At 63.0% G+C, this 22,933-nt stretch carries 20 protein-coding genes; 10 read left to right on the top strand and 10 right to left on the bottom strand.

What is annotated here, in order from left to right; all coding sequences use genetic code 11:
• The first annotated feature begins 1 nt into the window (after position 1).
• Complete coding sequence (locus HNO86_RS27640; protein ID WP_175380098.1) at positions 2 to 1,639, top strand: cyclic peptide export ABC transporter; 1,638 nt, start codon at positions 2 to 4, stop codon at positions 1,637 to 1,639.
• 368 nt (positions 1,640 to 2,007) lie between these two features.
• Here the strand turns inward: HNO86_RS27640 and fhuF are convergent, their stop codons facing one another.
• Positions 2,008 to 2,691 (bottom strand): siderophore-iron reductase FhuF, encoded by a 684-nt coding sequence (gene fhuF / locus HNO86_RS27635; RefSeq protein WP_175380104.1) that lies wholly within the window; start codon positions 2,689 to 2,691, stop codon positions 2,008 to 2,010.
• Between the two features lie 199 nt (positions 2,692 to 2,890).
• Between fhuF and HNO86_RS27630 the strand changes: the two genes are divergently transcribed.
• Positions 2,891 to 4,594, top strand: a complete 1,704-nt coding sequence (locus HNO86_RS27630) for an ABC transporter ATP-binding protein/permease (protein WP_175380097.1) — start codon at positions 2,891 to 2,893, stop codon at positions 4,592 to 4,594.
• 106 nt (positions 4,595 to 4,700) lie between these two features.
• Here HNO86_RS27630 and HNO86_RS27625 read toward each other — a convergent pair whose 3' ends face one another.
• Positions 4,701 to 5,654 carry a LysR substrate-binding domain-containing protein gene (locus tag HNO86_RS27625; RefSeq protein ID WP_175380096.1) on the bottom strand — a complete coding sequence of 318 codons (954 nt, stop codon included), beginning with the start codon at positions 5,652 to 5,654 and terminating at the stop codon, positions 4,701 to 4,703.
• A gap of 142 nt (positions 5,655 to 5,796) precedes the next feature.
• Between HNO86_RS27625 and HNO86_RS27620 the strand changes: the two genes are divergently transcribed.
• Both HNO86_RS27620 and HNO86_RS27615 read left to right on the top strand, forming a co-directional pair.
• Positions 5,797 to 6,975 (top strand): M20 aminoacylase family protein, encoded by a 1,179-nt coding sequence (locus HNO86_RS27620; RefSeq protein ID WP_175380095.1) that lies wholly within the window; start codon positions 5,797 to 5,799, stop codon positions 6,973 to 6,975.
• A 48-nt stretch (positions 6,976 to 7,023) separates the two neighbouring features.
• A complete protein-coding gene (locus HNO86_RS27615; RefSeq protein WP_178131353.1) occupies positions 7,024 to 8,328 on the top strand; it encodes an MFS transporter in 1,305 nt (434 codons plus the stop codon).
• Between the two features lie 94 nt (positions 8,329 to 8,422).
• Here HNO86_RS27615 and HNO86_RS27610 read toward each other — a convergent pair whose 3' ends face one another.
• The 6 genes from HNO86_RS27610 to HNO86_RS27585 form a co-directional block, all read right to left on the bottom strand.
• The gene (locus tag HNO86_RS27610) at positions 8,423 to 9,745 is read right to left on the bottom strand and encodes a cytosine permease (protein ID WP_175380094.1); all 1,323 of its coding nucleotides are present in this window, start codon (positions 9,743 to 9,745) and stop codon (positions 8,423 to 8,425) included.
• A gap of 111 nt (positions 9,746 to 9,856) precedes the next feature.
• The gene (locus tag HNO86_RS27605) at positions 9,857 to 10,831 is read right to left on the bottom strand and encodes a biotin-dependent carboxyltransferase family protein (protein WP_175380093.1); all 975 of its coding nucleotides are present in this window, start codon (positions 10,829 to 10,831) and stop codon (positions 9,857 to 9,859) included.
• A complete protein-coding gene (locus tag HNO86_RS27600) occupies positions 10,828 to 11,700 on the bottom strand; it encodes an allophanate hydrolase subunit 1 (protein ID WP_175380092.1) in 873 nt (290 codons plus the stop codon). The genes HNO86_RS27605 and HNO86_RS27600 overlap by 4 nt, the downstream gene beginning before the upstream one ends.
• Positions 11,697 to 13,070 (bottom strand): acetyl-CoA carboxylase biotin carboxylase subunit, encoded by a 1,374-nt coding sequence (locus HNO86_RS27595; protein WP_175380091.1) that lies wholly within the window; start codon positions 13,068 to 13,070, stop codon positions 11,697 to 11,699. The genes HNO86_RS27600 and HNO86_RS27595 overlap by 4 nt, the downstream gene beginning before the upstream one ends.
• A 10-nt stretch (positions 13,071 to 13,080) precedes the next feature.
• On the bottom strand, positions 13,081 to 13,326 hold the full coding sequence (locus HNO86_RS27590) for an acetyl-CoA carboxylase (protein WP_046855294.1): 246 nt from the start codon (positions 13,324 to 13,326) through the stop codon (positions 13,081 to 13,083).
• A 94-nt stretch (positions 13,327 to 13,420) separates the two neighbouring features.
• The gene (locus HNO86_RS27585) at positions 13,421 to 14,179 is read right to left on the bottom strand and encodes a 5-oxoprolinase subunit PxpA (protein ID WP_175380090.1); all 759 of its coding nucleotides are present in this window, start codon (positions 14,177 to 14,179) and stop codon (positions 13,421 to 13,423) included.
• Positions 14,180 to 14,339: 160 nt separating this feature from the next.
• Between HNO86_RS27585 and HNO86_RS27580 the strand changes: the two genes are divergently transcribed.
• From HNO86_RS27580 to HNO86_RS27560, 5 genes are all read left to right on the top strand, one after another.
• Positions 14,340 to 15,257, top strand: a complete 918-nt coding sequence (locus HNO86_RS27580) for a LysR family transcriptional regulator (protein ID WP_175380089.1) — start codon at positions 14,340 to 14,342, stop codon at positions 15,255 to 15,257.
• Positions 15,258 to 15,363: 106 nt separating this feature from the next.
• A complete protein-coding gene (locus HNO86_RS27575; protein ID WP_175380088.1) occupies positions 15,364 to 15,858 on the top strand; it encodes a PaaI family thioesterase in 495 nt (164 codons plus the stop codon).
• A gap of 226 nt (positions 15,859 to 16,084) precedes the next feature.
• Positions 16,085 to 17,563, top strand: a complete 1,479-nt coding sequence (locus HNO86_RS27570; protein WP_175380087.1) for a HAMP domain-containing sensor histidine kinase — start codon at positions 16,085 to 16,087, stop codon at positions 17,561 to 17,563.
• A gap of 97 nt (positions 17,564 to 17,660) precedes the next feature.
• Entirely contained in the window at positions 17,661 to 18,281 is a 621-nt protein-coding gene (locus HNO86_RS27565; RefSeq protein WP_175380086.1) for a LysE family translocator, read from the top strand.
• A gap of 103 nt (positions 18,282 to 18,384) precedes the next feature.
• Positions 18,385 to 19,866: a sensor histidine kinase gene (locus HNO86_RS27560; protein WP_175380085.1), complete on the top strand. Its 1,482-nt coding sequence runs from the start codon at positions 18,385 to 18,387 to the stop codon at positions 19,864 to 19,866.
• Here the strand turns inward: HNO86_RS27560 and HNO86_RS27555 are convergent.
• Entirely contained in the window at positions 19,863 to 20,552 is a 690-nt protein-coding gene (locus tag HNO86_RS27555; protein WP_175380084.1) for a response regulator transcription factor, read from the bottom strand. The genes HNO86_RS27560 and HNO86_RS27555 overlap by 4 nt on opposite strands.
• A 125-nt stretch (positions 20,553 to 20,677) precedes the next feature.
• The gene (locus tag HNO86_RS27550) at positions 20,678 to 21,643 is read right to left on the bottom strand and encodes a diiron oxygenase (protein ID WP_175380083.1); all 966 of its coding nucleotides are present in this window, start codon (positions 21,641 to 21,643) and stop codon (positions 20,678 to 20,680) included.
• A 218-nt stretch (positions 21,644 to 21,861) separates the two neighbouring features.
• Between HNO86_RS27550 and HNO86_RS27545 the strand changes: the two genes are divergently transcribed.
• The gene (locus tag HNO86_RS27545) at positions 21,862 to 22,815 is read left to right on the top strand and encodes an AraC family transcriptional regulator (protein ID WP_175380102.1); all 954 of its coding nucleotides are present in this window, start codon (positions 21,862 to 21,864) and stop codon (positions 22,813 to 22,815) included.
• Positions 22,816 to 22,933: the final 118 nt, after the last annotated feature.

Below are 22,933 nucleotides of genomic sequence, written 5' to 3'. Positions count from 1 at the left end.
AATGGATTTGTTGATTCTCATGGCCAAACGTTCATGGCGCGCGCTGCTGATCGCGACCCTGACCGGCCTGATCTGTGGCTTGGCGGCGGCGGGCCTGATCGCCTCCATCAACCACAGCCTTGAAGTGTTCGACCAGTTGCGGCCGGCCGATGGCTGGTATTTCGCCGGGCTGGTGCTGCTGGTCGCGGTGTCGCGGGTGATCGCCGATGTCAGCCTGCTGCGCCTGGGCCAGGGCGCGGTGCACGACATGCGCCTGCACCTGAGCGCCAAGCTGATCGACACGCCGTACGCGCAGTTGCAGCGCCTGGGCAAGCATCGGTTGCTGGCGATGCTGACCGACGACACCCAGACCATCAGCCAGGCGGTGGAGCTGGTGCCGATCCTGCTGGTCAACGCCGGGATCATCGCCGCCTGCCTGGGGTATCTGGGCTGGCTGAGCTTTCCATTGCTGGTGCTGACGCTGACGCTGATCGTGCTCGGTAGTCTGAGTTTCAACTGGCCGCAGCGGCGGGCGCTGACGTCGATCTCCAAGGCCCGTGAATTGAAGGATCAGCTGTTCGATCAGTACCGCCTGCTCACCGACGGCAGCAAGGAACTGCAACTGAACCACCCGCGCCGCCAGCATTTCTTCAGCCGCCTGCTGTTGCCGGTGAGCAAGCAGTATCGCCAGGACTTCGTGCGCGGCATGAGCATCTACGCCGTGGTGCTCAACTGGGGCAATGCGGTGTTCTACATGCTGATCGGTGTGGTGCTGTTCGTGGCGCCGCAGTTCATCGAGCTGAGCACCAGCCTGGTGACCGGTTTTATCCTGGCCATCCTGTACATGATCACGCCGCTGTCGGAGCTGATGCACGCCCTGCCCACCTTGGGCCGGGCCAGCGTTGCGCTGAACAAGATCCGCGCGCTGGAAGGCGAAATGGAGAGTGCCAGCGAGGTCGTCGAGTCGATCCCGCCGACCCAGGTGCGCAGCCTGGTCTGCCGCCAGGTCGCCCACACCTACTACCGCGAACGCGAGGACGGGCATTTCACCTTCGGGCCGGTCGACCTGACGCTCAATGCCGGGGAAACGGTGTTCATCACCGGCGGCAACGGCAGCGGCAAGACCACTCTGGCCATGTTGCTGACCGGGCTTTACCGTCCGGAAAACGGTGACATCGTGCTCGATGAGCAGGTGTCGTCAGCCAATGACAATCACCATTACCGCCAGCACTTCTCGGCGATCTTTACCGACTTCTGTCTGTTCGAGAATCTGCTGCATGGCGACGATCCGCAGCGCATACAGCAGGCTCAGGAGTACCTGGTGAACCTGCAACTGGACCACAAGGTGCAGATCGAGAACGGACAGCTGACCACCCTGGCCCTGTCCACCGGCCAACGCAAACGCCTGGCCCTGCTCAGCGCCTGGCTGGACGATCGTCCCTGCTACCTGTTCGATGAATGGGCGGCGGACCAGGACCCGGTGTTCAAGCACTTCTTCTACCACCGCATCCTCACCGACCTGCGCGAGCGCGGGAAGCTGGTGATCGTGATTTCACATGATGATGCGTATTTTGGCCTCGCCGATCGGTTGATCCGGGTTGAGAACGGGACGTTGAGCGAGATCACCCCTCGCACCCAGCCTCTTGAAAAAGTCCTGTAGGGGCGAGGCTTGCCCGCGAAAGCGTCAGTTCAGCCGACTGCAATGGCGACTGACACGCCGCCTTCGCGGGCAAGCCCGCTCCCACAGACTCCATGCCGCCACAAATCCTTCAAACAACCCAAAACCCTGTGGGAGCGAGGCTTGCCCGCGAAAGCGTCAGTTCAGCCGACTGCAATGGTGACTGACACGTCGCCTTCGCGGGCAAGCCCGCTCCCACAGACTCCATGCCGCCACAAATCCTTCAAACAACCCAAAACCCTGTGGGAGCGAGGCTTGCCCGCGAAAGCGTCAGTTCAGCCGACTGCAATGGTGACTGACACGTCGCCTTCGCGGGCAAGCCTCGCTCCTGCGGGGCCGGTGTAATGGGCTTACTCGTAGATGTAATGCAGATAACTGACCTGCTCCGCCAGCGGCAGGCGGTGCAGTTTGGGGCAGGATTCGCAGAGTACGGCGGGCTCGCCTTCGACCGGCGCGTGCAGTTGGTAATGCAGGCAGCAATGCCGGCGCAGCGGCAGTTGCGGGCATACCTCGGGCGCAGGGGATTGGACCATCCATTGCAGGCCGCGCAGCTTGAGGCGACCGTCATTGACCGTGACCGGTTCCAGACAGGCATGGGCGTCGGCGAAGCCGTCGCGGGACAAATCAGGGTCCATCCGGGCGAACGCGCCATCCCAGATCGCGACCATGTTGCCCCAGAGGATTTTCGGTGCCAGACCACCGGCAGCCGCCAGGGTGGCGAACAGCGGCGCCAGGTGTTCGTGGATCAGGCGCGACCAATAGGCGGCGCGGTCCTCAGCTGCCAGGACCGGCAGCGGCTCGGCCAGCCCCAGCGCCTTGGGCTGCCCGTCATCGTGAACCAGAACGAATTCCCCGTTCCAGAAGTCGATCGCGCCACCGCGGGTCAACACACAGGCGAAAGTCGCCGGCAGGACGATGCTCATGTAGTTCATCGACCACTGGGAAACCACCGCCGCGCTGTTCACCCCCGGGTACAGCAGGGCAAAGCGCGTCAGCAGCGGTTGCAGCACTGCAGGATCGGCAAGTCGGTTCAGGGGAACGTCAGGATGATCGCCGGGTTCACGCTGGATGACCCGCTTTATTGGCGGCCAGGCCTGACTGAGCCATTCTGGAAATTCGATGACAGGTCTCCCGTGACTTTCCCTAATTATTGCAAACCATTAGCATTGGCCGATCCTATCGTCCCTCTCTCGCAAACTCAACGTCGCTAGCGACCGGGCCCATCACGACCTCATGCAAACTCTCCGCAATTTCTGGCGTCTCGCAGGGCCTTTCTGGGCCTCGGAAGAAAAGTACCCGGCGTTGCTGTTGCTGGTGGCCACGGTGGTGATGACCCTGTGCCTGGTGGGGGTCAACATCCTGACCAACTTCTGGAACCTGCACTTCTACAACGCCTTGCAGGCTCTGGATTACCAGGGCTTTATCGTCGGCAGCGTGCAGTTCATCCTGCTGCAGATCGGCACCGCCACCTTTACCGTCGCCGCGTTTCACTTCCAGCAGAAGCTGACGTTGCGCTGGCGTCGCTGGGCTACCCACAACCTGCTCGAGCAATGGCTGGGCAGCCAGCGTTACCAGAAGCTCAAACTGACCGAAACCGAAGTCGACAACCCCGACCAGCGGATCGCCGAAGACATCGATCTGTTCATCGTCAAATCGCTGAAACTGACCCTGGGCCTTTTGACCTCGGTGGTCTCGCTGTTCTCCTTCCTGCACATCATCTGGCAGGCTTCGGCCCTGGTCAGCGTGCCGTTCGCCGGTGATTCGGTGGTCATTCCGGGGCTGCTGGTGTGGATCGCGATTGTCTATGCGCTGGCCGGCACCGGACTGGCGTTCTGGCTGGGTCGAGCCTTGCCGCGACTGAACTTCCTGCAACAGCGGCGCGAAGCGGACTTTCGTTTCTCGTTGATGCGCCTGCGGGAGAACGCCGACTCGGTGGCCCTGTACAACGGCGAAGCGGTGGAGAACGAACGGTTCAACCAGCGTCTGGAAGCGGCGCTGGTGAACTTCTGGGCGCTGGTGAAAAAGCAGAAGCTGATCATGGGCTACTCGACCTTCTACCTGCGCAGCGCCACGGTCATCCCGATGTTCATCATGGCGCCGCAGTTCTTCGCCGGCGCCTTCCCCTTGGGTCGCCTGACCCAGATCAGCGCCGCTTTCGGCGAAGTGCACTCGGCCATCGCCTATCTGGTGGAAGTGTTCCCGGAACTGTCGGCGTGGAAATCGGTGATCGATCGGTTGATCGGTTTCCAGGAGCGGCTCGACAAGGTCCAGGTGCAGTCCAATGTGGTCGCCGGTCATCAGGTCGAAGGCCTGGAGATCAAGGATCTGGACATCTGGCTGCCCAACGGCCGCCGCCTGTTCGACGGCTTCAACCTTTCCCTCAAGCCCGGCGACAGCCTGCTGATCAGCGCGCCGTCGGGCTACGGCAAGTCGACCTTCATTCGCACGGTCACCGGGCTCTGGCCCCACGCCAGCGGCTGCGCAAGCTACGACCGAAGTCGCGCCCTGACCCTCTCGCAAAAACCCTACCTGCCCCTGGGCAGCCTGCGCGAAGCCCTGTGGTACCCCAACCCGCCGGATCGCGAAGCCGACGCCGCCCTGCGCCAGACCATGCAGCAAATCGGCCTGCAACACCTGAGCGAACAGCTGGATCAGGAACACGACTGGTCGCAGACCCTGAGCGTCGGCGAACAGCAACGCTGCGCCTTCGTCCGCGCCCTGCTCGCCCGGCCTGCGGTGCTGTTTCTCGACGAGAGCAGTTCGGCGCTGGATGCGGCGAACGAGGCGCGGTGTTATCAGTTGCTGAAGCAGACGTTGCCGGAGACGATTCTGATCAGCGTCGGGCATAACGCGTCGCTGGAGCGGTTTCATTGGCAGGTGCTGGAGTTGCAGAGCGAGGCGCGGTGGTTGCATCGCAGGGTTGAGCAGCCGGTCTGAACAACCAGCCAGTTGGCATACCTGTGGTGAGGGGATTTATCTGTGGCGACGTTTCGACAAGCCCCCTCGCCACAAAGTCTTCATTGCCTGGCAATTCGTTGTCTTCTCAGATCAACAACTGCAGCGTATCGAACAACTCCACATCCTCCACCCTCGCCGACCGCGCCCGCCGACGAATCACCTGCAACAGACAATCCACAAAACACTGCGCCGCCACCCCCAACTGCGCATTGCGCGGCGTGACGATGCCAATGGTGTCCGTCGCAAAACGCTCGACCAGCTCCAACCGAGCCACACGCTCGCGATAGATCGGCACAGTCAACATCGGCTCGGGAAAATAGCTGAGCATGTCGGTCTGCTCGATCAACGACAGCGTCAGCTGCGGCGAGTGCGCGCGATGGATATGCTGCATGTCGATCTGCGCGCCGTGCTGCCAGAACAGCTCTGTCATCAGGCCTTCGTGACTGGCATCGGGGTAATTGACCACCCAGTCCTGATCGAGCAGTTCGTGGATGGAACGGCTGGCGATGCGAGGATGCCCCCGGCGGGCGACCACGGCCATGGAATAGGAAAAAATCGGCTCGCTGACGAACTCCGGACGCGGCAGCAGCGACGAAACCAGCCCCACCGCGAACTCCATGGTGCCGTCACGCAAGCGCGGCAAAGTCACCGCCATCAGCCCTTCGAACACTTCCAGGCGCACCCGCGGCATGCGCTGGCGGAACAGCGTCACCACCTCCGGCAGCAAGGTCATGCCCATCCACGGCGAGATGCCCAGACGCAAATGCCCCTGAGCCTGATCGCTCAGGTGCGCCAGTTCCAGTTCGGCACGTTCCAGCTGGCTGAGCACCTGCCGCGCATGCTGCAACAGCGACTGACCGTACTGGGTCAGCACCACCCCGCTGGCGTTGCGCACCAGCAGCGGCAATTGCAGTTGCTCCTCCAGCTCGCGCAGGGCCTTGGCCACCGCCGTCTGCGACACGTCCAGTTGCCGCGCCGCCGCGCGGATGCTGCCACAGTCGGCAATCATCACCAGCGCGCGCAATTGATGCAGCTTCATCATTTCCTCCTGACGCCTGGGGTGTAAACCCTGGGTTTTCAGCCCCGCTTTTTTGCGACTGCCGCGGCTTTCGCCAACTGATTAGGATCGCAGGGTATCAGTCGGCCATCCGAAAACGACCAATAAAAACGAGGAATTTATGATGCTCAACCTGCCTGCGCTGCCCGGTATTCGTGCGCTCGAAGAAGAGATGATCGCCCTGCGTCAGCACATCCACGCCCATCCGGAGCTGAGCTTCGAGGAGTTCGCCACCGCCGATCTGGTGGCGAGCAAACTCGGCGAATGGGGCTACGAAGTGCACCGTGGCCTGGGCGGCACCGGCGTGGTCGGGCTGCTGCGCCATGGCCAGGGCAGCAAGATGATCGGCCTGCGCGCGGACATGGATGCGCTGCCGATCATCGAGAACACCGGCCTGCCCTACTCCAGCCGCCATGAAGGTGTGATGCACGCCTGCGGTCACGACGGCCACACCGCGATGTTGCTGGCAGCGGCCAAATACCTGGCCGAGAGCCGCGAGTTCGACGGCGCGCTGGTGGTGATTTTCCAACCCGCCGAGGAAGGCGACGGCGGCGCGCAACGCATGCTCGATGACGGGCTGTTCGAGCAGTTCCCCTGCGATGCGGTGTTCGCGATGCACAACATGCCGGGACTGCCGGTGGGCAAACTGGGCTTCCTGCCGGGCCCGTTCATGGCCTCCACCGACACCGTGACCATACGCATCGACGGCGTCGGCGGTCACGGCGCGATGCCGCACAAGGCGGTCGATCCGGTGCTGGCGGGCTCGTCCATCGTGGTGGCGTTGCAGAGCATCGTGGCGCGCAACGTCGACCCGCTGGACACCGGCGTGGTGACGGTCGGCGCCTTCCATGCCGGGATCGCCGCCAACGTGATTCCCGATCACGCCGAGCTGCAGTTGAGCGTGCGAGCCCTCAAACCAAAGGTGCGCGATGAACTGATCGCCCGCATCACCGCCGTCGCCGAAGCCCAGGCCGTGAGTTTCGGCGCACGGGCCACCGTCACTGTCGACGAAGCGCAACGCTTCCCGCCATTGATCAATCACGCGCAAAGCACCGCCTTTGCGCGCCAGGTGGCGCTGGAATGGGTCGGCGAGGACGGCCTGATCAAGGACATGAAACCGCTGACCGGCAGCGAGGATTTCGCGGTGATGCTCGAGCGTTGCCCCGGCTGCTACCTGCTGATCGGTAATGGTGACGGCGAAGGCGGCTGCATGGTGCATAACCCCGGCTACGACTTCAACGACAGCTGCCTGGCCACGGGCGCCAGTTACTGGGTACGGCTGGTGGAAAGCTTCCTGGTCTGATTCACCCCCGACAACCCGGTATCGCCCTCGCCCTCTGGAGTTCGCCCCATGTCTGCTCCCGCTACCAACGCTATCCCTGTCTCGAATGCCGTTGCGACAAGGCGCCCGATCGGCGCCCGCGCCATCGCCGCCATCACTATCGGCTCGGGCCTGGAGTTCTACGATTTTTCCGTCTACAGCTTTTTCGCAACGCTGATCGGCCGGCAGTTTTTCCCGGTGGAAAGCAGCCTCGGGCAACTGTTGCTGTCATTGGCGACCTTCGGCGTCGGCTTCGGCATGCGCCCCATCGGCGGCCTGGTGCTGGGCGCCTACGCCGACCGGGTCGGGCGCAAGCCGGCGATGATGCTGACCCTGTGGCTGATGGCCCTGGGCTCGCTGCTGTTCGCCATCGCCCCGACCTACGCGCAGATCGGCATCGCCGCGCCGGTGATCATCGTCCTGGCGCGACTGATCCAGGGCTTTGCCATCGGCGGTGAAGTCGGTGCTTCCACGGCGATGCTGATGGAGTACGCCGACGACAAGAGTCGCGGCTTCTATGGCAGCTGGCAGTTGTTCAGCCAGGGATTGAGCTTCCTGCTCGGCGCGCTGGTGGCCCTGGCCCTCAGCTCCTCCCTGTCCGCCGAAGCGCTGGACAGCTGGGGTTGGCGCCTGCCGTTCGTGCTGGGGATTCTGGTGATTCCGGTGGGCGTCTACATCCGTCGCCACCTGAACGAAACCGGCAGCACCGAGAGCCACGACGCGACCTTCAGCCTGCGCCTGATCTTCACCCGCTACGCGCGCACCGTCCTGACCGGTGTGCTGCTGGTGATCGGCAGCACGGCATCGAGCTACATCGTGCTGGACTACATGACCAACTACACGGTCACGGTGCTGCACCTGCCGATGAAGATGGGCACCACCGCCGCGTGTCTTGGCGCACTGGTGCAGATCAGTCTGTCGATCTGGGCCGGCCGCCTGAGCGACCGCATTGGCCGCCGCCGCACCATCGCCCTGGGTGCGATCCCTATGCTGTTGCTGATCTATCCGGCCTTCATGCTGATGAACCAGTACCCGACGCTGGGCACACTGCTCGGTGTATCGCTGTTCACCACACTGCTGCTGGTGTTGATCACCGTGCCGACACTGGTGCTGATCACCGAACTGTTCCCGCGAGCGATCCGCGCCAGCGGCCTGTCGATCGTCTACTGCCTGGGCGTATCGGTATTCGGCGGCTTCGCCCAGTTCTTCGCCACCGGCCTGATCGGCCTGACCGGCAACAACAACGCGCCGGCGCTGTACGTGATGTTGTGTGTGAGCCTGACCCTGATTGGGCTGGTGATGGTCAGGGAGACGGCGGGCAAGCCGCTGGAGTGATCGATTTGGCGATTGGTCTGCGATAAACACACTGTGGCGAGGGGGTTTATCCCTCGCCACAGGCACTTCCTTTCACACAAATATGTGCCTGGAGCTACTGCACCACCCCCACCTGCACCCGCCCCCGACGCGCCAACCCTGCCTGCAACACAAAAGCCACCACCACCGTCGCCGGCGCGGAAAAGCTGCTCAAGCCACCAGCCGAAAACATCAGCGCCAGCCCCAGCGCCGTACCACCAAACCACGCACTCAGCCCCACCGGATTGAACGCCGACACCCGCTCCAGCGCTCCGGCGTCATAGCGTCCATAGACAATCTGCGCCAACGCCACGCCCACCCAGGCCACCACGAAGATCCCCTGATAGGCCAGCGCCTTGAGCAGGTAGGCAAACACGTCCGCCAGCATCAGCCCGTAGACGATCACACCCACCGCCAGCGCCCACACCAGGTACGAGGCACGCAAGCCGAAACGGGCGAAGAAGGCCTGCATGTTCAGGGTCGCCAGGTAGTAGTTGGCGGTGTTGATACGGGTTTGCGTGGCCCAGACGAACAGCAGCCCCCACAGGCCCATCAACTGCAGGATCGCCATGACCACCGACACCTCGTTCAGCGCGCCTTCGTGGGGAATGCTGCTGACCAGGTAGATGCCCGCCGCGCCATTGAGCAGGAAGGTCACCATGTAGAACGGCATGCCGAAGTTCCAGCGACCGTGGTACTCGGCGTCTTCGGGTTTGCCGAAGCGGGCGTAGTCGAAGGTGAACAGCATCAGGATCCACACGCCCATGTAGGCCACGAAGCAATCCCACCAGCCGAACGCGGCGGGTGTCGCCGGACCGAAATCCAGCCATTGCGGCTGGTAGCCGTAACGGCTGATCGACAAGCCCACCGCCACCAGCAGGCCGCCGAGGTACACCGGCAGCAGCACGCCATTGAGCTTGTCCAGCCAGTGCTGCACGCTGCCCAGGATCATCGGCACGCTGTACAGCACCACCAGCAGCGCGGCCAGCGGATACACCATCTCCGGGTACAGGTGATTGAGCGCCACGGCGATCACCGAGCCCTCGAACACCGCGTAGTAGATCGCCGTGGAGAAGAAGATCAACGTCGCCAGGCACGCACCGGTGCTGCCGAACAGCAGTCGCGAGAACAACGCCACCGACAAGCCGCTGCGCACCGCGAAGCGGCTGAGCACACTGTTGACCAGCCCGTAGCTGATCACCGACAACACCATGCCGATCAGCGCATTGCGCGCGCCGTAGGACAGCGCCAGGGAGGCGCCGACCACGATGTAGAACATCGCGCTGCACACCGCCCACCAGGCCATGGTCAGCGACAGTCGACCCATGCGCGATTGAGTTGGAACGGGGTGATTGGCCGGGTCCTGCCCGGTTTGACTCGATTGCGATAAAGCAGCCATATGCGTGATCTCCAAAACCAGTCCAAGGTTGAAGCGCGGGCAGCCGCCACCGCACCGAAGTGCGGCGTTGGCTTGCCTTTTGGCTTTACCCGCGCCGTGCGGCGGGCAGCATCAGGAAGGGAACAGCTTGCTCAGGCAGCTGAGTTTTTTCTTGTAGGAGCGTCGGGCTTCCAGTGCCTCTTCCAGGGTCACCGCGACGAAGCGGGCCTTCTGGTTGGGTTGCATCTGGCCGATCAGGTCGAGGTCGGCGCTGATCACCGTGCCGATCATCGCGTAGCCGCCACCGGACACCGCATCGCGGTGCAGCACGATGGGCTCCAGACCTGCCGGCACCTGGATCGAGCCGATCGGGTAGCAGCTGTCGACGATGTTCGAAGGATCGGAACCGGCACCGAACGGCTGCTCGCGAGGCTGAAAGCTCAGCGGGCTGCCGCCCTTGAAGCGATAGCCGATGCGATCCGCTTCCGAGCCGACGGTCCAGGCTTGGGCGAAAAAGCTGTCCGCCGCCGCTGGGGTCAAGCGGTCGTAGTACAGCCCCGGCACCACCCGCAGGGTGATCTCCCCGCCCAGCGACTGACGCAGCGCCATGGGCAGACTCGCCCCGACGCGGCCCTTGCCGCTGGCGACGCCCACCGGCAGTTCGTCACCGACCGCCAGCCTGCGCCCCTGAAAACCGCCCAGCGCCCCCAGTGCATAGGTGGAACGGCTGCCGAGCACCACCGGCACATCGATGCCGCCGGCCAACGCCAGATAAGCCCGGGCGCCCGCCTTGGGGAAATCGAAACGCAGCACTTGCCCGGCCTTCACCTCGAAGGCGGTGTCCAGGTGCATGTCCACGCCATCGACCTTCGGCGTCATGTGCGCACCGCACACCGCCACCAGCGCGTCCTCTGTAAATTCCAGCTCCGGCCCCAGCAGCGTGCACTCCAGCGCCGCCGAATTGGCCGGGTTGCCCACCAGTTGGTTGGCCGCGCTCAAGGCGTACTGGTCCAGCGCTCCGGAAGGCGGGATGCCCAGGTGGTAATAGCCTTCGCGGCCAAGGTCCTGTACCGAGGTGGCCAGACCGGGTTTGAGTACCTTGATCATGCCAGCACCTCCTGCAGCGACTTGGGATAGCCGATCGGGTCGGCGAGGAACGCATCGAGCGAGAATTCCACCGGACGGATGCGCAGATCGAAACGCCCCGCCTCGACTTCGGCCACCGCCTGGTCATATGCCTCGCGGTCCATCGGCTTGAACTGCACGATGTCGCCGGGACGGAAGAACACCATGTGCTCCTTCAGGTACGCCAGGTTCTGCTGCGGGTCATAGATCGGTGCCGGGGTGACGCCGAACATCTGGTAGCCACCGGCGCCACGCACCGAGTAGATGCAACCGAAGCAGCCGCCATGGCCCAGGGTCAGTTTCGGCGTGTCGGTGCGCGGCCGCAGGTATTTGGGCACCTGCAACTGGCGTTCTCGCTCGACCATCTGGAACATGAACGGCAGGCCCGCCACGAAGCCCACCATCGAGACGAACCACGGCGCACCACTGTGGGCGGCGATGAACGCCTCGACGTCGGCCAGGCCGTTGATCCGTGCGGCGTATTCCAGGTCTGTGGCGCTCGGGTCCTGATGGCGGTCGCGAAAGCGCATCAGGGTTTCGTGGGTCCAGGGATCGTTGTAGAGCACCGGGATTTCGATGATCCGGGTGTGCAAGGTACGCTCGGCCACGGCCTCGGCTTCGGCGCCCTTCACCGCTTCAAGCAGATCGGCCGGGGCGATGCGGTCCGGGTCGAAACGGATCTGGAACGAAGCATTGGCCAGGCACACGTCGAGCACGCCATCCAGCGCCAAACGCTCCACCGCACGGGTGACCGCCATGCCCTTGAAGAAGGCTTCCAGGGACATGCTGTCGCTGACTTCGGCAAACAGGTGTTCGTCGGCGCCAAAGCTGTAGCGAATCGGACTGCTCATGCTTCACCTCCGCTGCGGCGCTCGGCCAGCCAGGTTTCCAAAGTGCCGGTGTGGAAGTCGGCGGTGTGCAACCAGGGTTGCTCCAACAGCTCGCCGTGCAGAGCCAGGGTGCTGGCCATGCCGGTGAGCGTGGTCTGCTCCACGGCCAGTCGTGCCCGGGCCAGAGCCTCGGCGCGATCGCTGCCATGGACGATCAGCTTGGCCAGCAGCGAGTCATAGTATGGCGGCACCCGGTAGCCTTCATACAGATGGCTGTCGACGCGCACACCCTCGCCTTGCGGCCAGTTCAGCGCTTGCACAAGACCCGGGCTGGGGAAGAAATCCCGGGCCGGGTCTTCGGCGTTCAGGCGCATTTGCAGGGCGGCACCGTTGAGCCGGATATCGCTTTGCTTGAGGCCCAGCGGTTCGCCACCGGCGATGCGCAACATGGCCTGGACCAGATCGATACCGGTGATCAGCTCGCTGACCGGGTGTTCCACCTGGATCCGCGTGTTCATCTCGATGAAGAAAAACTCGCCGGTGGCGTCGTCGTACAGATACTCAAGGGTCCCCGCGCCCTGATAGCCCAGGGCCTCGGTCAGGCGCACGGCACTCGCGCAGAGGATCTCGCGCTGCTGCGTGTCGAGGACCGGCGACGGTGCCTCCTCGAAGATCTTCTGCCGGCGGCGCTGCAGCGAACATTCACGCTCGAACAGATGCACCGCATGCTTGCCATCGCCCAGCACCTGCACTTCGATGTGCCGGGCCTTGCCGATGAAACGCTCCAGATACACCGCGCCGTTGCCGAAGGCGGCCTGGGCTTCGCGCTGGGAGCGGGGGAATTCTTCGCTCAGCTGCTGCGGGTTTTCCGCCAGGCGAATCCCGCGCCCGCCGCCACCGGCCGAGGCCTTGATCAGCAGCGGGAAACCGACGGATTCGGCGGCTTTGAGCGCCGACGCCACATCGAACAGTTCATCCGGGGAGCCGGGCACCACCGGCACACCCGCCGCTTGCGCGGTGCGCCGGGCTTCGGCCTTGTCGCCCATGCGCCGGATGGTCTCGGGGCTTGGACCGACGAAAATCGCCCCGGCGGCTTGCACCGCTTCGGCGAATTCGGCGTTCTCCGAGAGAAAGCCGTAGCCTGGGTGCACCGCGTTGGCGCCGGTGGCCTTCAGGGCGCCGAGCAGCGCCTCGACATTGAGGTAGCTCTTGTCGGCGCGGGCCGGGCCGAGGATGTGCACTTCGTCGGCCATGCGTGCGGCCTGGGAGTCGACGTCTGCTTCGCTGCACGCCGCCACGGTGGGGATCCCCAGCGCTTGCGCGGCGCGGATGATCCGCACGGCGATCTCGCCGCGGTTGGCGATCAGCAATTTATGAATGCCTTGAGTCATGGTCGTGCCCTCACGCGTCTTCGAGTGTGGCGATGACCTGACCCGGCTCCACCGGATCACCGTCTTCGACCAGAAACGCGTCCAGGCGCCCTGCCGTGCCGGCGGTCAGTTCGGAAAACTGCTTCATGACCTCGATCAGGCCGATCACCGTGTCGGCGCTGACCTGGGCACCGGCCTCGACGTAGTTCGGCGAGTCCGGGGTGGCTTTGCGGTAGAAGGTCCCCGGCAACGGGGTGATGACTGTGTGCTGCGCCATGTCTGTTCCTCTTGGAATAGTTGTAGAAAGGCAGGCAAAAAAATCTGTGTGTTAAGCAATACCTGGCATCTGCGTGCCAGGTGGCTCTTGTTGGTTATCGCGGTGCGCGCACCTTGATCCCCGCGCCGTCCAGCGCTTTGCGGGTGGCCTCGACCAGCGCCAGGGCGCCGGGGGTATCGCTGTGCAAACAGATGGAATCGAACTCGATCGACAGGTCTTCGCCCTCCACGGTGCGCACCACGCCCTGCTGACAGGCACGCAGTACCCGCGCCGCTACCTGCGCCGGGTCGTAGGCACGCACGTTGCGGGTGAAGACGATGGAGCCGCTGAGGTCGTATTCGCGGTCGGCGTAGAACTCGCGGATCACCGGTTGGCCCAGTTCCGTGGCGATACGCCAGATCGCCGAGTCGGGCATGCAATACAGCAGCAGCTCGGGCTCCAGGCGCTGCAGGTTTTCCACCAGCAAACGCGCCGCTTCCTCGTCCCGGGCCAGGTGCATGTACAGCGCGCCGTGGGGTTTGATGTGTTGCAGGGCTACGCCTTGAACCTTGGCGAGTTCACGCAGGGCGCCCAGCTGATAGAGCATGTCGTCCACCAGCTCCTGGGCCGGCGCATTGATGTGGCGACGGCCGAAACCGACCAGGTCGCGAAAGCCCGGATGGGCACCGACAGCCACGCCCAGGCGTTTGGCCTGCTCGACCGTGCGACGCATGGTGCCGGGGTCGCCGGCATGGAAACCGGTGGCGATGTTGGCCGAGCTGATGAAGCCCATCAGTTCGTTGTCGACGCCGTCACCGATGGTCCACGGCCCGAAGCCTTCGCCCATGTCCGAATTGAAATCTACTGCCTGCATGACGCTTGCTCCTGACGCTTGTGACTTCATGCAGGCCACGTTAAATTCCAGCCGACCCCTTGGGAAGATCTATTATCAGAGGGGCCATCTTCTGAAAAACAGATAGCTCTGAAAATCAGATAGCTTCTGAAAAACAGATACCCAGTCGACCGGAGCTTTCATGTCACTGACCCTGCGCCAGGTTCGCTATTTCGTCGCCACCGCCGAGATCGGGCAGATCTCCCAGGCGGCGATCCATTTGAATATTTCCCAGTCGGCGGTGACCACCGCAATCAAGGAGCTGGAGGGCATGCTCGGCACGCTGCTGTTCCAGCGCTCGGCCCAGGGCATGAGCCTGACCGATGCCGGGCGGCATTTTCTCAATCGGGCCTACGTGATCCTGCGCAGCGTCGACGATGCGCTGAACAGCCCGCTGCCGGACGTGCGCGCCAGCGGCCTGCTGCGGGTGGCGGCCAGCTACACGGTGATCGGCTACTTCCTGCCGCACCATCTGCAACGCCTGGAACACTGGCACCCGGACGTGGCCATCGAAGTCCACGAACGGGAACGCCAGGCCATCGAGCAAGGCCTGCTGGAGGGCGAATTCGACATGGCGGTGGTGCTCACGGCGAACCTGACGCACCCGGACATCGTCTCCGAAACCCTGTTCAACTCCGAACGCCGGCTGTGGCTGCCCAGCCATCACCCGCTGTGCGAACGCTCGGCCGTGAGCCTTGCCGATGTGGCGAGGGAGCCGTTCATCCTGCTGACCGTCGACGAAGCCGAACAAAGCGCCATGCGCTATTGGGAACACGCCCATCAGCAGCCCAACGTGCGAGTCCGTACCAGCTCGGTGGAAGCGGTGCGCAGCATGGTGGCCAACGGCAGCGGCGTGGCAATCCTCTCCGACCTGGTGCACCGCCCCTGGTCGCTGGAAGGCAAACGCATCGAAACCGTGACCATCACCGACAAGGTCACCCCCATGAGCGTCGGCCTGGCCTGGCACCGCGAGCGCGAATTCAGCCCGGCGATGCAGGCGTTTCGCACCTACTTCCACGACGCTTTCCTTGCGCCGCAGCAGCATTCGGCACGCCGCTGAAGCTTTTGTAGCAGCTGGCGAAGCCTGCGTCCGGCTGCTACAGGGGGTGCGTTATGGTGCGAATTGCCTAACAATCGGGGCTTCCACTTTCGAGGATGATCCCGGCATGACCACCCACGACACCTCCCTTCAAGACACGGCAGCCCCCGACGGCGTCTGCTACGGCTGCGGCGGCAGCAATCCCCACGGGCTGCACATCAAGAGTTACTGGCACGAGGACGGCACCCATGTCGTGGCCGAGCATGTGCCGCAGGACAAGTACTGCGGCTGGCCGGATCTGGTCTACGGCGGCCTGATCGCGATGCTGGTGGACTGCCATTCCAACTGGACCGCCATGGCCTGGCACTACCGCGCCGAACAGCGCGAAGTCGCCAGCCTGCCACGCATCAACTGCGTCACCGGCAATCTGGGCATCAAGTTCATCAAACCCACCCCCATGGGCGTGCCGCTGACATTGCGGGCCAGAGTGGAAGGCGACGTCGGGCGCAAGACCCGGGTGATCTGCGAAGTGTTCGCCGGCGAGGTGCTGACGGCGGTGGGCGACTCGGTGTTTGTGCGGGTCGATGCCGGGCAATTGGCCGATGCGGCGCATGGTCGATAGGTTGCTTGCGGATTCGGGGCAAGGACTGGGGAATTTGCCCCAAATCTGGCTATTGCGCCCCGGTGCAAAACCTCTCCTTTGCCCACCTGCCTTCGCTCAAGGGCTGACGGCTCTGGCATCGGATCTGGCCGCCGATTTGGCATGAACCATGCTCCAGTAACTACAGGCTTGAAGTACAAGCCCTGATTGCTGCACAGGGAAACGAAACACTGACAGGACATTCCCCATGGCTGCCATTTCAGCACTGTTCAATCGCCTGCCCCGGGGAGCCGCCGACGCCATCGCGCCGACGCGGCAATTCAATCTTCTGCGCTGGTTTTCGCTGATCAGTTTTTTTCTCGTCAGCATCATCGCCTTTGGCCTGGGTACGGTGTCGACCCAGTATCTGGTGATCGAAAGCCTGGAACGCGATGCGCTGCTGTCAGCGCAATTCATCCAGACCATCGCCGCCGGCGAGATCCGCCATCACGGGCTCACCGGGATGCGGGTGGCCGATGTGCTGGCGGCGCCTCCGTATGGCGTGCTTTCCCATGAATTGACGCAGAACCGGCTACGGGCGCGCTCGGAGTTTTTCGATCATCTGTCGCACCTGCCCGATTCTTTGCTGATCAGCCTCTACTCGCCGCAGCGGACGGTGATCTGGTCGACCAATCCCGAGCTGATCGGCAAGCAGTTTCTCAACGACGAAGCACTGGAAGCCGCCTTCCAGGCCAAGGACCGTGTATCGACCAAATACAGCGCGGCTGAAGAAGCGCGCCCCGAGCAGCAGTTTTTGCATCCACCGAAAGCGTTCTTCATCGAGAGCTACATCCCGCTGATGGACGACCTGGGCAACACGCTGGTGATGGTGGAAATCTACAAGGAGCCGTCCGACCTGGTCGAAAGGCTCGAGCGCGGCCACTGGATCATCTGGCTGTCCACGGCGCTGGGCGGTGTCCTGCTGTACTTCGGGCTGTACTGGATGGTGCGACGGGCGTCGGCGCAACTGGCGTCGCAGGAGGCGCAACTGGTGGCCAACAAGACTTACCTGGGGCTGATCGAGATGTCCACGGCGGTTGCCCACAGCCTGCGCAATCCGCTGGCCTGCATTCGCTCCAGTGCCGAGCTGGCGGATGAAGCGGAGGGTCAGCCCGCGCGCAAGAACATCGCCGATATCGTCAGTCAGGTGGACCGGATGTCGAAGTGGGTGCATGAACTGCTGCTGTGCCTGCGACCGATTCGCGGAGAAGCCGAACTGGTGGAACCGATGATGGGGGTACAGGCCACGCTGGGCACTTTCGCCACGCAACTGGGTCAATCCAGGATCCAGGTGATTTTCAGCAACGAGCCGACGCCCCGTGTAGTTAGCAACCCGCTGCTGCTGTCGCAGATTCTCAACAGCGTGATCGCCCATTCCATCGAGGCGATGCCTGGCGGGGGAACGTTGACCATCCGCGCCGAGCTGGATGAAACCCAGCAATGGCTGCATCTGACCCTGCATGACACCGGATACGGACTGTCCAGACTGCAGGAAATGGCGGCCTTCAAGTCCTTCTACACGACCAAGGACGGCAGGCTCGGCATCGGGCTGATCATGGTCAAGCAGATCATGGAGAGCTTTGGTGGCGAGGCGACGTTGAGCAGTCTTGATCAGAAGGGAACGTTGGTGCGACTGACGTTCAAGGTGGTTGAACGCAAGGAAAGTGCGCAGCGTAAAACGGCGTAGAAACCAAACTTTTGTGAACACCGCATACAGGGATCGTGTTTTGACGCTTCGGGACATGTGCTACCGTGCGGCCATCCTCACGCGCAAGCCACCGCCCATGTCTATCTTCGACAGCCTGCTCGCCTTCACCCTCGCCGCCACGGTACTGACCCTGACTCCCGGCCTGGACACCGCCCTGGTCCTGAGAACCGCCACCGTGGAAGGCCGACAACAGGCGTTTCGTGCCGCACTGGGCATCAATGCCGGCTGTCTGCTGTGGGGCGCCGCTGTCGCCTTTGGCCTGGGCGCCCTGATCGCAGTCTCGGAACTGGCATTCAACCTGCTCAAGTACTGCGGCGCCGGATACCTGGCCTGGCTCGGGCTGAACATGCTGCTGCGCCCTCGCCGCTCGCTCTCCCCCGTCGAAACCGATGGCAAGCCGAACGCCAACTGGTTCCTCAAGGGCATGCTGGGCAACGTGCTCAATCCCAAGGTCGGCATCTTCTACGTCTCCTTCCTCCCCCAATTCATTCCCCAGGGGCAAAACCTGATCGCCTGGACCTTCGGTCTGGTGAGCATTCACGTGGTACTCGGCCTGATCTGGTCCGCCACCCTGATCGGCGCAACCCAACCGCTGGCCAGCGTTCTGCGACGCGAGCGCGTGATCAAGTGGATGGATCGCACCACGGGGATGATTTTTGTGCTGTTTGCGGCGCGGTTGGCGTTCGGTCGGCGTTGAAGTCCATCAACAAAGATCGCGCCTTCGGCAGCGACTACAGGGCGCGGCATGCGGGGTGAAGAAGCCTACACTTCTTGAATGGAGGCAGCGGAGAACCCATCCCATGACAAAAGACGCAAAGGTCGACTCAAAAGACGCGACGTTCATCGCGCATCACAATGAGCCTCTGTTCGAATCCACCCCTCCGATCGATGAGCATCGAAATGGCAGCTGGGGGGCTCGGTTCTGGGCGCGGCAGCTGAGCAACTCGACGCGCTTTGTGATCATTGCGGCTGTGATCCTCGGGTTGACCATGTTTTCCGTGGGCAATCTGGTGAGCGAAAACATCGAAAATGCCGCGGTGAACAGCGCCGCGGCCGCGGGCGCGCAATACATGGGGACCTTTCTGGAGCCCTTTGTGCAGGAAATGAGTAACAGCAATACCCTCTCCGAATCCAGTGTCCAGGCCCTGGACCGGCTCACCCAGAGTCATGCGCTCAAGCAGCACATCGTTTCGATCAAGATCTGGCGGGCCGATGGCACGGTGGTGTACAGCACCAACAAGGCCATTACCAATCACAAATTCCCGTTGGAGCATGTCGGCGAGGCGCTCAAGGGCAGGGTGGTCACCGACGTCGAGGACCCGTCCCAGGACGAGAACGAGTGGGAGCGCAAACTCGACCTGCCCCTCTATGAAATTTACGCGCCCCTGCGCGATGCCGGTTCCAGCAAGATCGTTGCCGTGGGCGAATTCTATGAAAAAGCCGAGAGCCTGAAGGTCGAGATCAATCGCATCCGCAAGGAGGTCTGGACGGTGGTCGGCGCCGCGACGCTGGCGATGCTGACGCTGCTGTTCTTCATCGTGCGCCGTGGCGACAAGATCATCCAGCGCCAGCAGGTGGCCCTGCGCCTGCGCTTGCAGGAGCAGACCCGCCTGCACATCAGCAACGCCGAACTGCAACGCAAGATGGCCACGGCGACCCAGGAGTTTTCCCGGGTCAACGAACTGACCCTGCGCCGCATCGGCGCGGACTTGCACGACGGCCCGGCGCAGCTGTTGACCCTGATTCTGATCCGCCTCGACGATCTGGCCGAGAACTGCTCGAACGTGGATCAGGAGTCGATGGAAACCATTCGCGGCGCGGCCACCGACGCCTTGCGTGAGGTGCGGGATCTGTCTCGAGGTCTGGCCCTGCCGGAAATCAACGATCTGACGCTGGTGGAAGAGTTGCATCTGGTGGCGCAGCGGCACGAGCAACGGACCGGCACCCAGGTGGCCCTGAACATCGGAACGCTGCCGAAGGTCACCTCGATGCCGCTCAAGCTCTGCCTGTACCGTTTCGTGCAGGAAGTGCTCAACAACGCCTACCGCCATGCCAACGGCGAGGGTCAGACGGTCCAGGCGAAGTACATCAACGGGATACTGAACATCAGCGTCCGGGACAGTGGGCCGGGCCTGTCGGACGACGCCTTCGAGCTCGATAAATCAGGCAGGAGCCGGCTGGGGCTGGCCGGCTTGCGTTATCGCGTCGAATCATTGGGAGGGTTGTTCAGCATTGACTCCAGCGCCGCCGGCACGTCGGTCAATGCGCAATTTCGACTCTAGTCAGCGTCCTGGGAGGTTTCTTCGGCGGCGAAGCGAAGTCGCTCGACCGCTTCGTGCTCCCAATACCGCCGCAGGACGGTGACCGCTTCCACGCGATTTCGCGCATTGAGTTTTTGCATCACGCAGCCCATGTGGTGCTTGACGGTCTTTTCACTGATCAGCAGCTTGCTCGCCACTTCCCGGTTGGTCAGCCCTTTTGAAACCTCACGAATGACCTCCTCCTCACGCGGGGTCAAATCGAACTTCGGCATTTGCGCTTCGTGCTTTTTGGTGTTGCTCAGCAGTTTGTCCGCAAGCTCGGGGGAGATGAAGGTTTCGCCCCGGGCAATCGCCCTGATCGCCTCGACCAGTTGCGGCCCGCTGATCCCTTTCAAGACATAGCCGCTGGCGCCGGCCTCGAGCGCCAGGAAGGCATCGTTCTCGGACTCGGAAACCGTGAGCATCAGCACTTTCACATCCGACAGCTGAGTGGTGATGAAACGCACCGCGGCGAACACGTCGCCGGGCATATTGACGTCCATCAACATCACATTCGGGCTCACCCGTTCGGCGATTTCCCTGGCATCGTCCGCACTCGCGCCCTGCTCCACCACCTGAAGGTCCGGGCGTCTTTTCAAGGTATTGGCAACGCCCTCGCGCAACAACGGATGGTCGTCGACGATGCCGATACGCACGGATGGATTCATGACACGCTCCCCGAAAGATTTGCATTCCTGCACCCTAAATTAATAGCAGGGAACCTGGGATAACGCCGGACCGACGGCCCACAAAAAATCGCGCGACCGATGAAATGTCGGTCGCGCGTGCGGGATCAGCTTTCCAGGATGGGCGCCAGCGCCGCTTGGATCCTCGACATCTGTGCCGGCGTCGTCATGCTCGTCAGCAGCTTGCCGAAGTGTGCATGCTGCACGCCGGAGACGATGTACTGCCAACGGTAGGCCCCCAGCAGGCCATCGCTGATTCGCGCGCGTTCATCGGCGCTGAAGGTGCGCGAAACGCTGCGGATGAAGTACTCGGTATCCGCCGCCGACTGGGCCTGCAGGATGCCGTCCACGGCCGTCACCAGGACAATCAGGTCATCCACTGCCAGGTCGCGCTCGGCCGGCGAGAGCTTGGCGTGTTCGGCCTGCCACTCCAGTTCGTCGAGCACCACGTGCCGGCTTTCATCCTTCCAGTGGAACTTGAACACGTCCTTGAACAGCGGGCACAGCTCTTCGCGCGGGGCGATGCTCTGGCTGTAGTGGGTCTGCACGAACAGCTCGATATGGCAGGTCAGTGCCAGCACCGACCAACTGCTGGCCGCCAGTACCGCACGGGCCACCTCGTTGGGATCGGCCACCTGGCGATAGCCGGCCGGCAATTGCTCACCCATCATGATTTCAATGCGCCGGAACAGCTCCTGATGCTTGATTTCGTCGTTGGAGAAACGCACCAGCGCCTCCAGCGCCAACTGATCGTCGAACACATGGGCCCTGCCCTGATCAAGCATCTTGGCGCTGATGAAACGCTCGACCAGGCCGAACAGATACGCATAGGTGCGCCCCTGGATCTGGCTGAGCAGGCGTGCTTCGTCGACGCCGAGAAAGCTCAGACGGTCGACCTGTGACAGACCGTCGGGGAGGAATTTGCGCGAAAAATCAAAGCGGCGGTCCTGTAGCAGATCGCGGTCGATCTGCCATTCGGCTTTCTTCGATGCTTTGACCATTTGCGCATAGCGATCGACATTGGCGGCAGCTTTGCCGAGTAAGGAGCTGGGTACGGTCACGACGGTATTCACATTGATCTCCGGATTGCCTGGTCGAATAGGGATGTGCCAGTTAGCGATAACGCCGGAGCCAATGACCCTCGATGAAGGCCGCCGATGGCGCCTGGATCGCCGGTTCCGCGTTGGTGCTAATCTAGGCCTCGCCATTGCGGTGTTGAATGACCGATGCGCCGGAATACCTGCTCCGGCGTCCGGAACCGAAACCGAGAGCTGAGACTGAGGTCTGGCCAATGCTCGATGCGCTGTCCGATGTACTGCGTGTCATCCGGCTGTCTGGAGGGGTGTTCCTCGAGGCCGAACTCACCGCGCCCTGGTGCATCAACGGGCGGATGTCGGAAGAGGATTGCAAACCCTTTCAGCAGGCGCCCCGGCATGTCATCGCATCGCACTTCGTCGCCGCCGGTTGCATGCAGATCCGGGTCGAAGGCGAGACCGCTATCGACGTGCAGGCCGGCGAACTGGTGCTGCTGCCGCACAACCACACCCATACCTTCGGCAGCGACCTGAGCATCGCCCCGATGCCGGTGAAAGACGTCATCCAGCCGCCCGACGTCGGTGGCATTTCCCGCATTCGATTCGGCGGAGGCGGCGAAGTGGCCACGCAGTTGCTGTGCGGTTTTCTCGGTTCCGAAACGCCCTTCAGTCCGTTGCTGTCGTCGCTGCCACCGTTGTTGAAACTGGACCTGCGCGCGACCGCCTCGGGCACCTGGATCGAAAGCTCGTTCCGTTTCGCCGTCAGCGAGATCGCGGCGGGACGGATTGGCTCGACGACGGTGATCGCCAAGCTGTCGGAACTGCTGTTCGTCGAAGCCGTCAGCCAGTACGTCGCCAGCCTGCCGGCCGAGCGCCGCGGTTGGCTGGCGGGCCTGCGCGACCCGCAGATCGGCCGCGCCCTGGCCCTGCTCCACGCCCGCCCGACCGAAAACTGGACGGCGGAAGGTTTGGCCGTTGAAGTGGGCATGTCGCGCTCGGTGTTCGCCGAGCGATTCACCACCTTGGTCGGGCAACCGCCGATGCAATACCTGACGCTCTGGCGCATGCACGTGGCCGCGCAGCAGCTGCGTGAAGGCCGGGGGAATGTGGCGCAGATCGGGTTTGCGGTGGGGTATGAGTCGGAGGCGGCGTTCAGTCGGGCGTTCAAAAGGCAGTTCGGCACATCGCCCGGGATGTGGCGCAAACAGTAGGCGTAAGAACGGGCCACATTGGTGGACCTGCCGCAGGACCTGTAGGGATGGGGTTTAAGCACTAGCCAATCTGCGGGCCCACTTCCCCCAATCCCCCCCCGACTCAGGGGCTTTGCCC

It is taken from the genome of Pseudomonas sp. C1C7 (genome assembly GCF_013359595.1).
In the GTDB taxonomy this organism is placed as follows: domain Bacteria; phylum Pseudomonadota; class Gammaproteobacteria; order Pseudomonadales; family Pseudomonadaceae; genus Aquipseudomonas.
The sequence above is the reverse complement of the archived record's forward strand: the minus strand, read 5'-3'. Positions and strand labels throughout refer to the sequence as shown.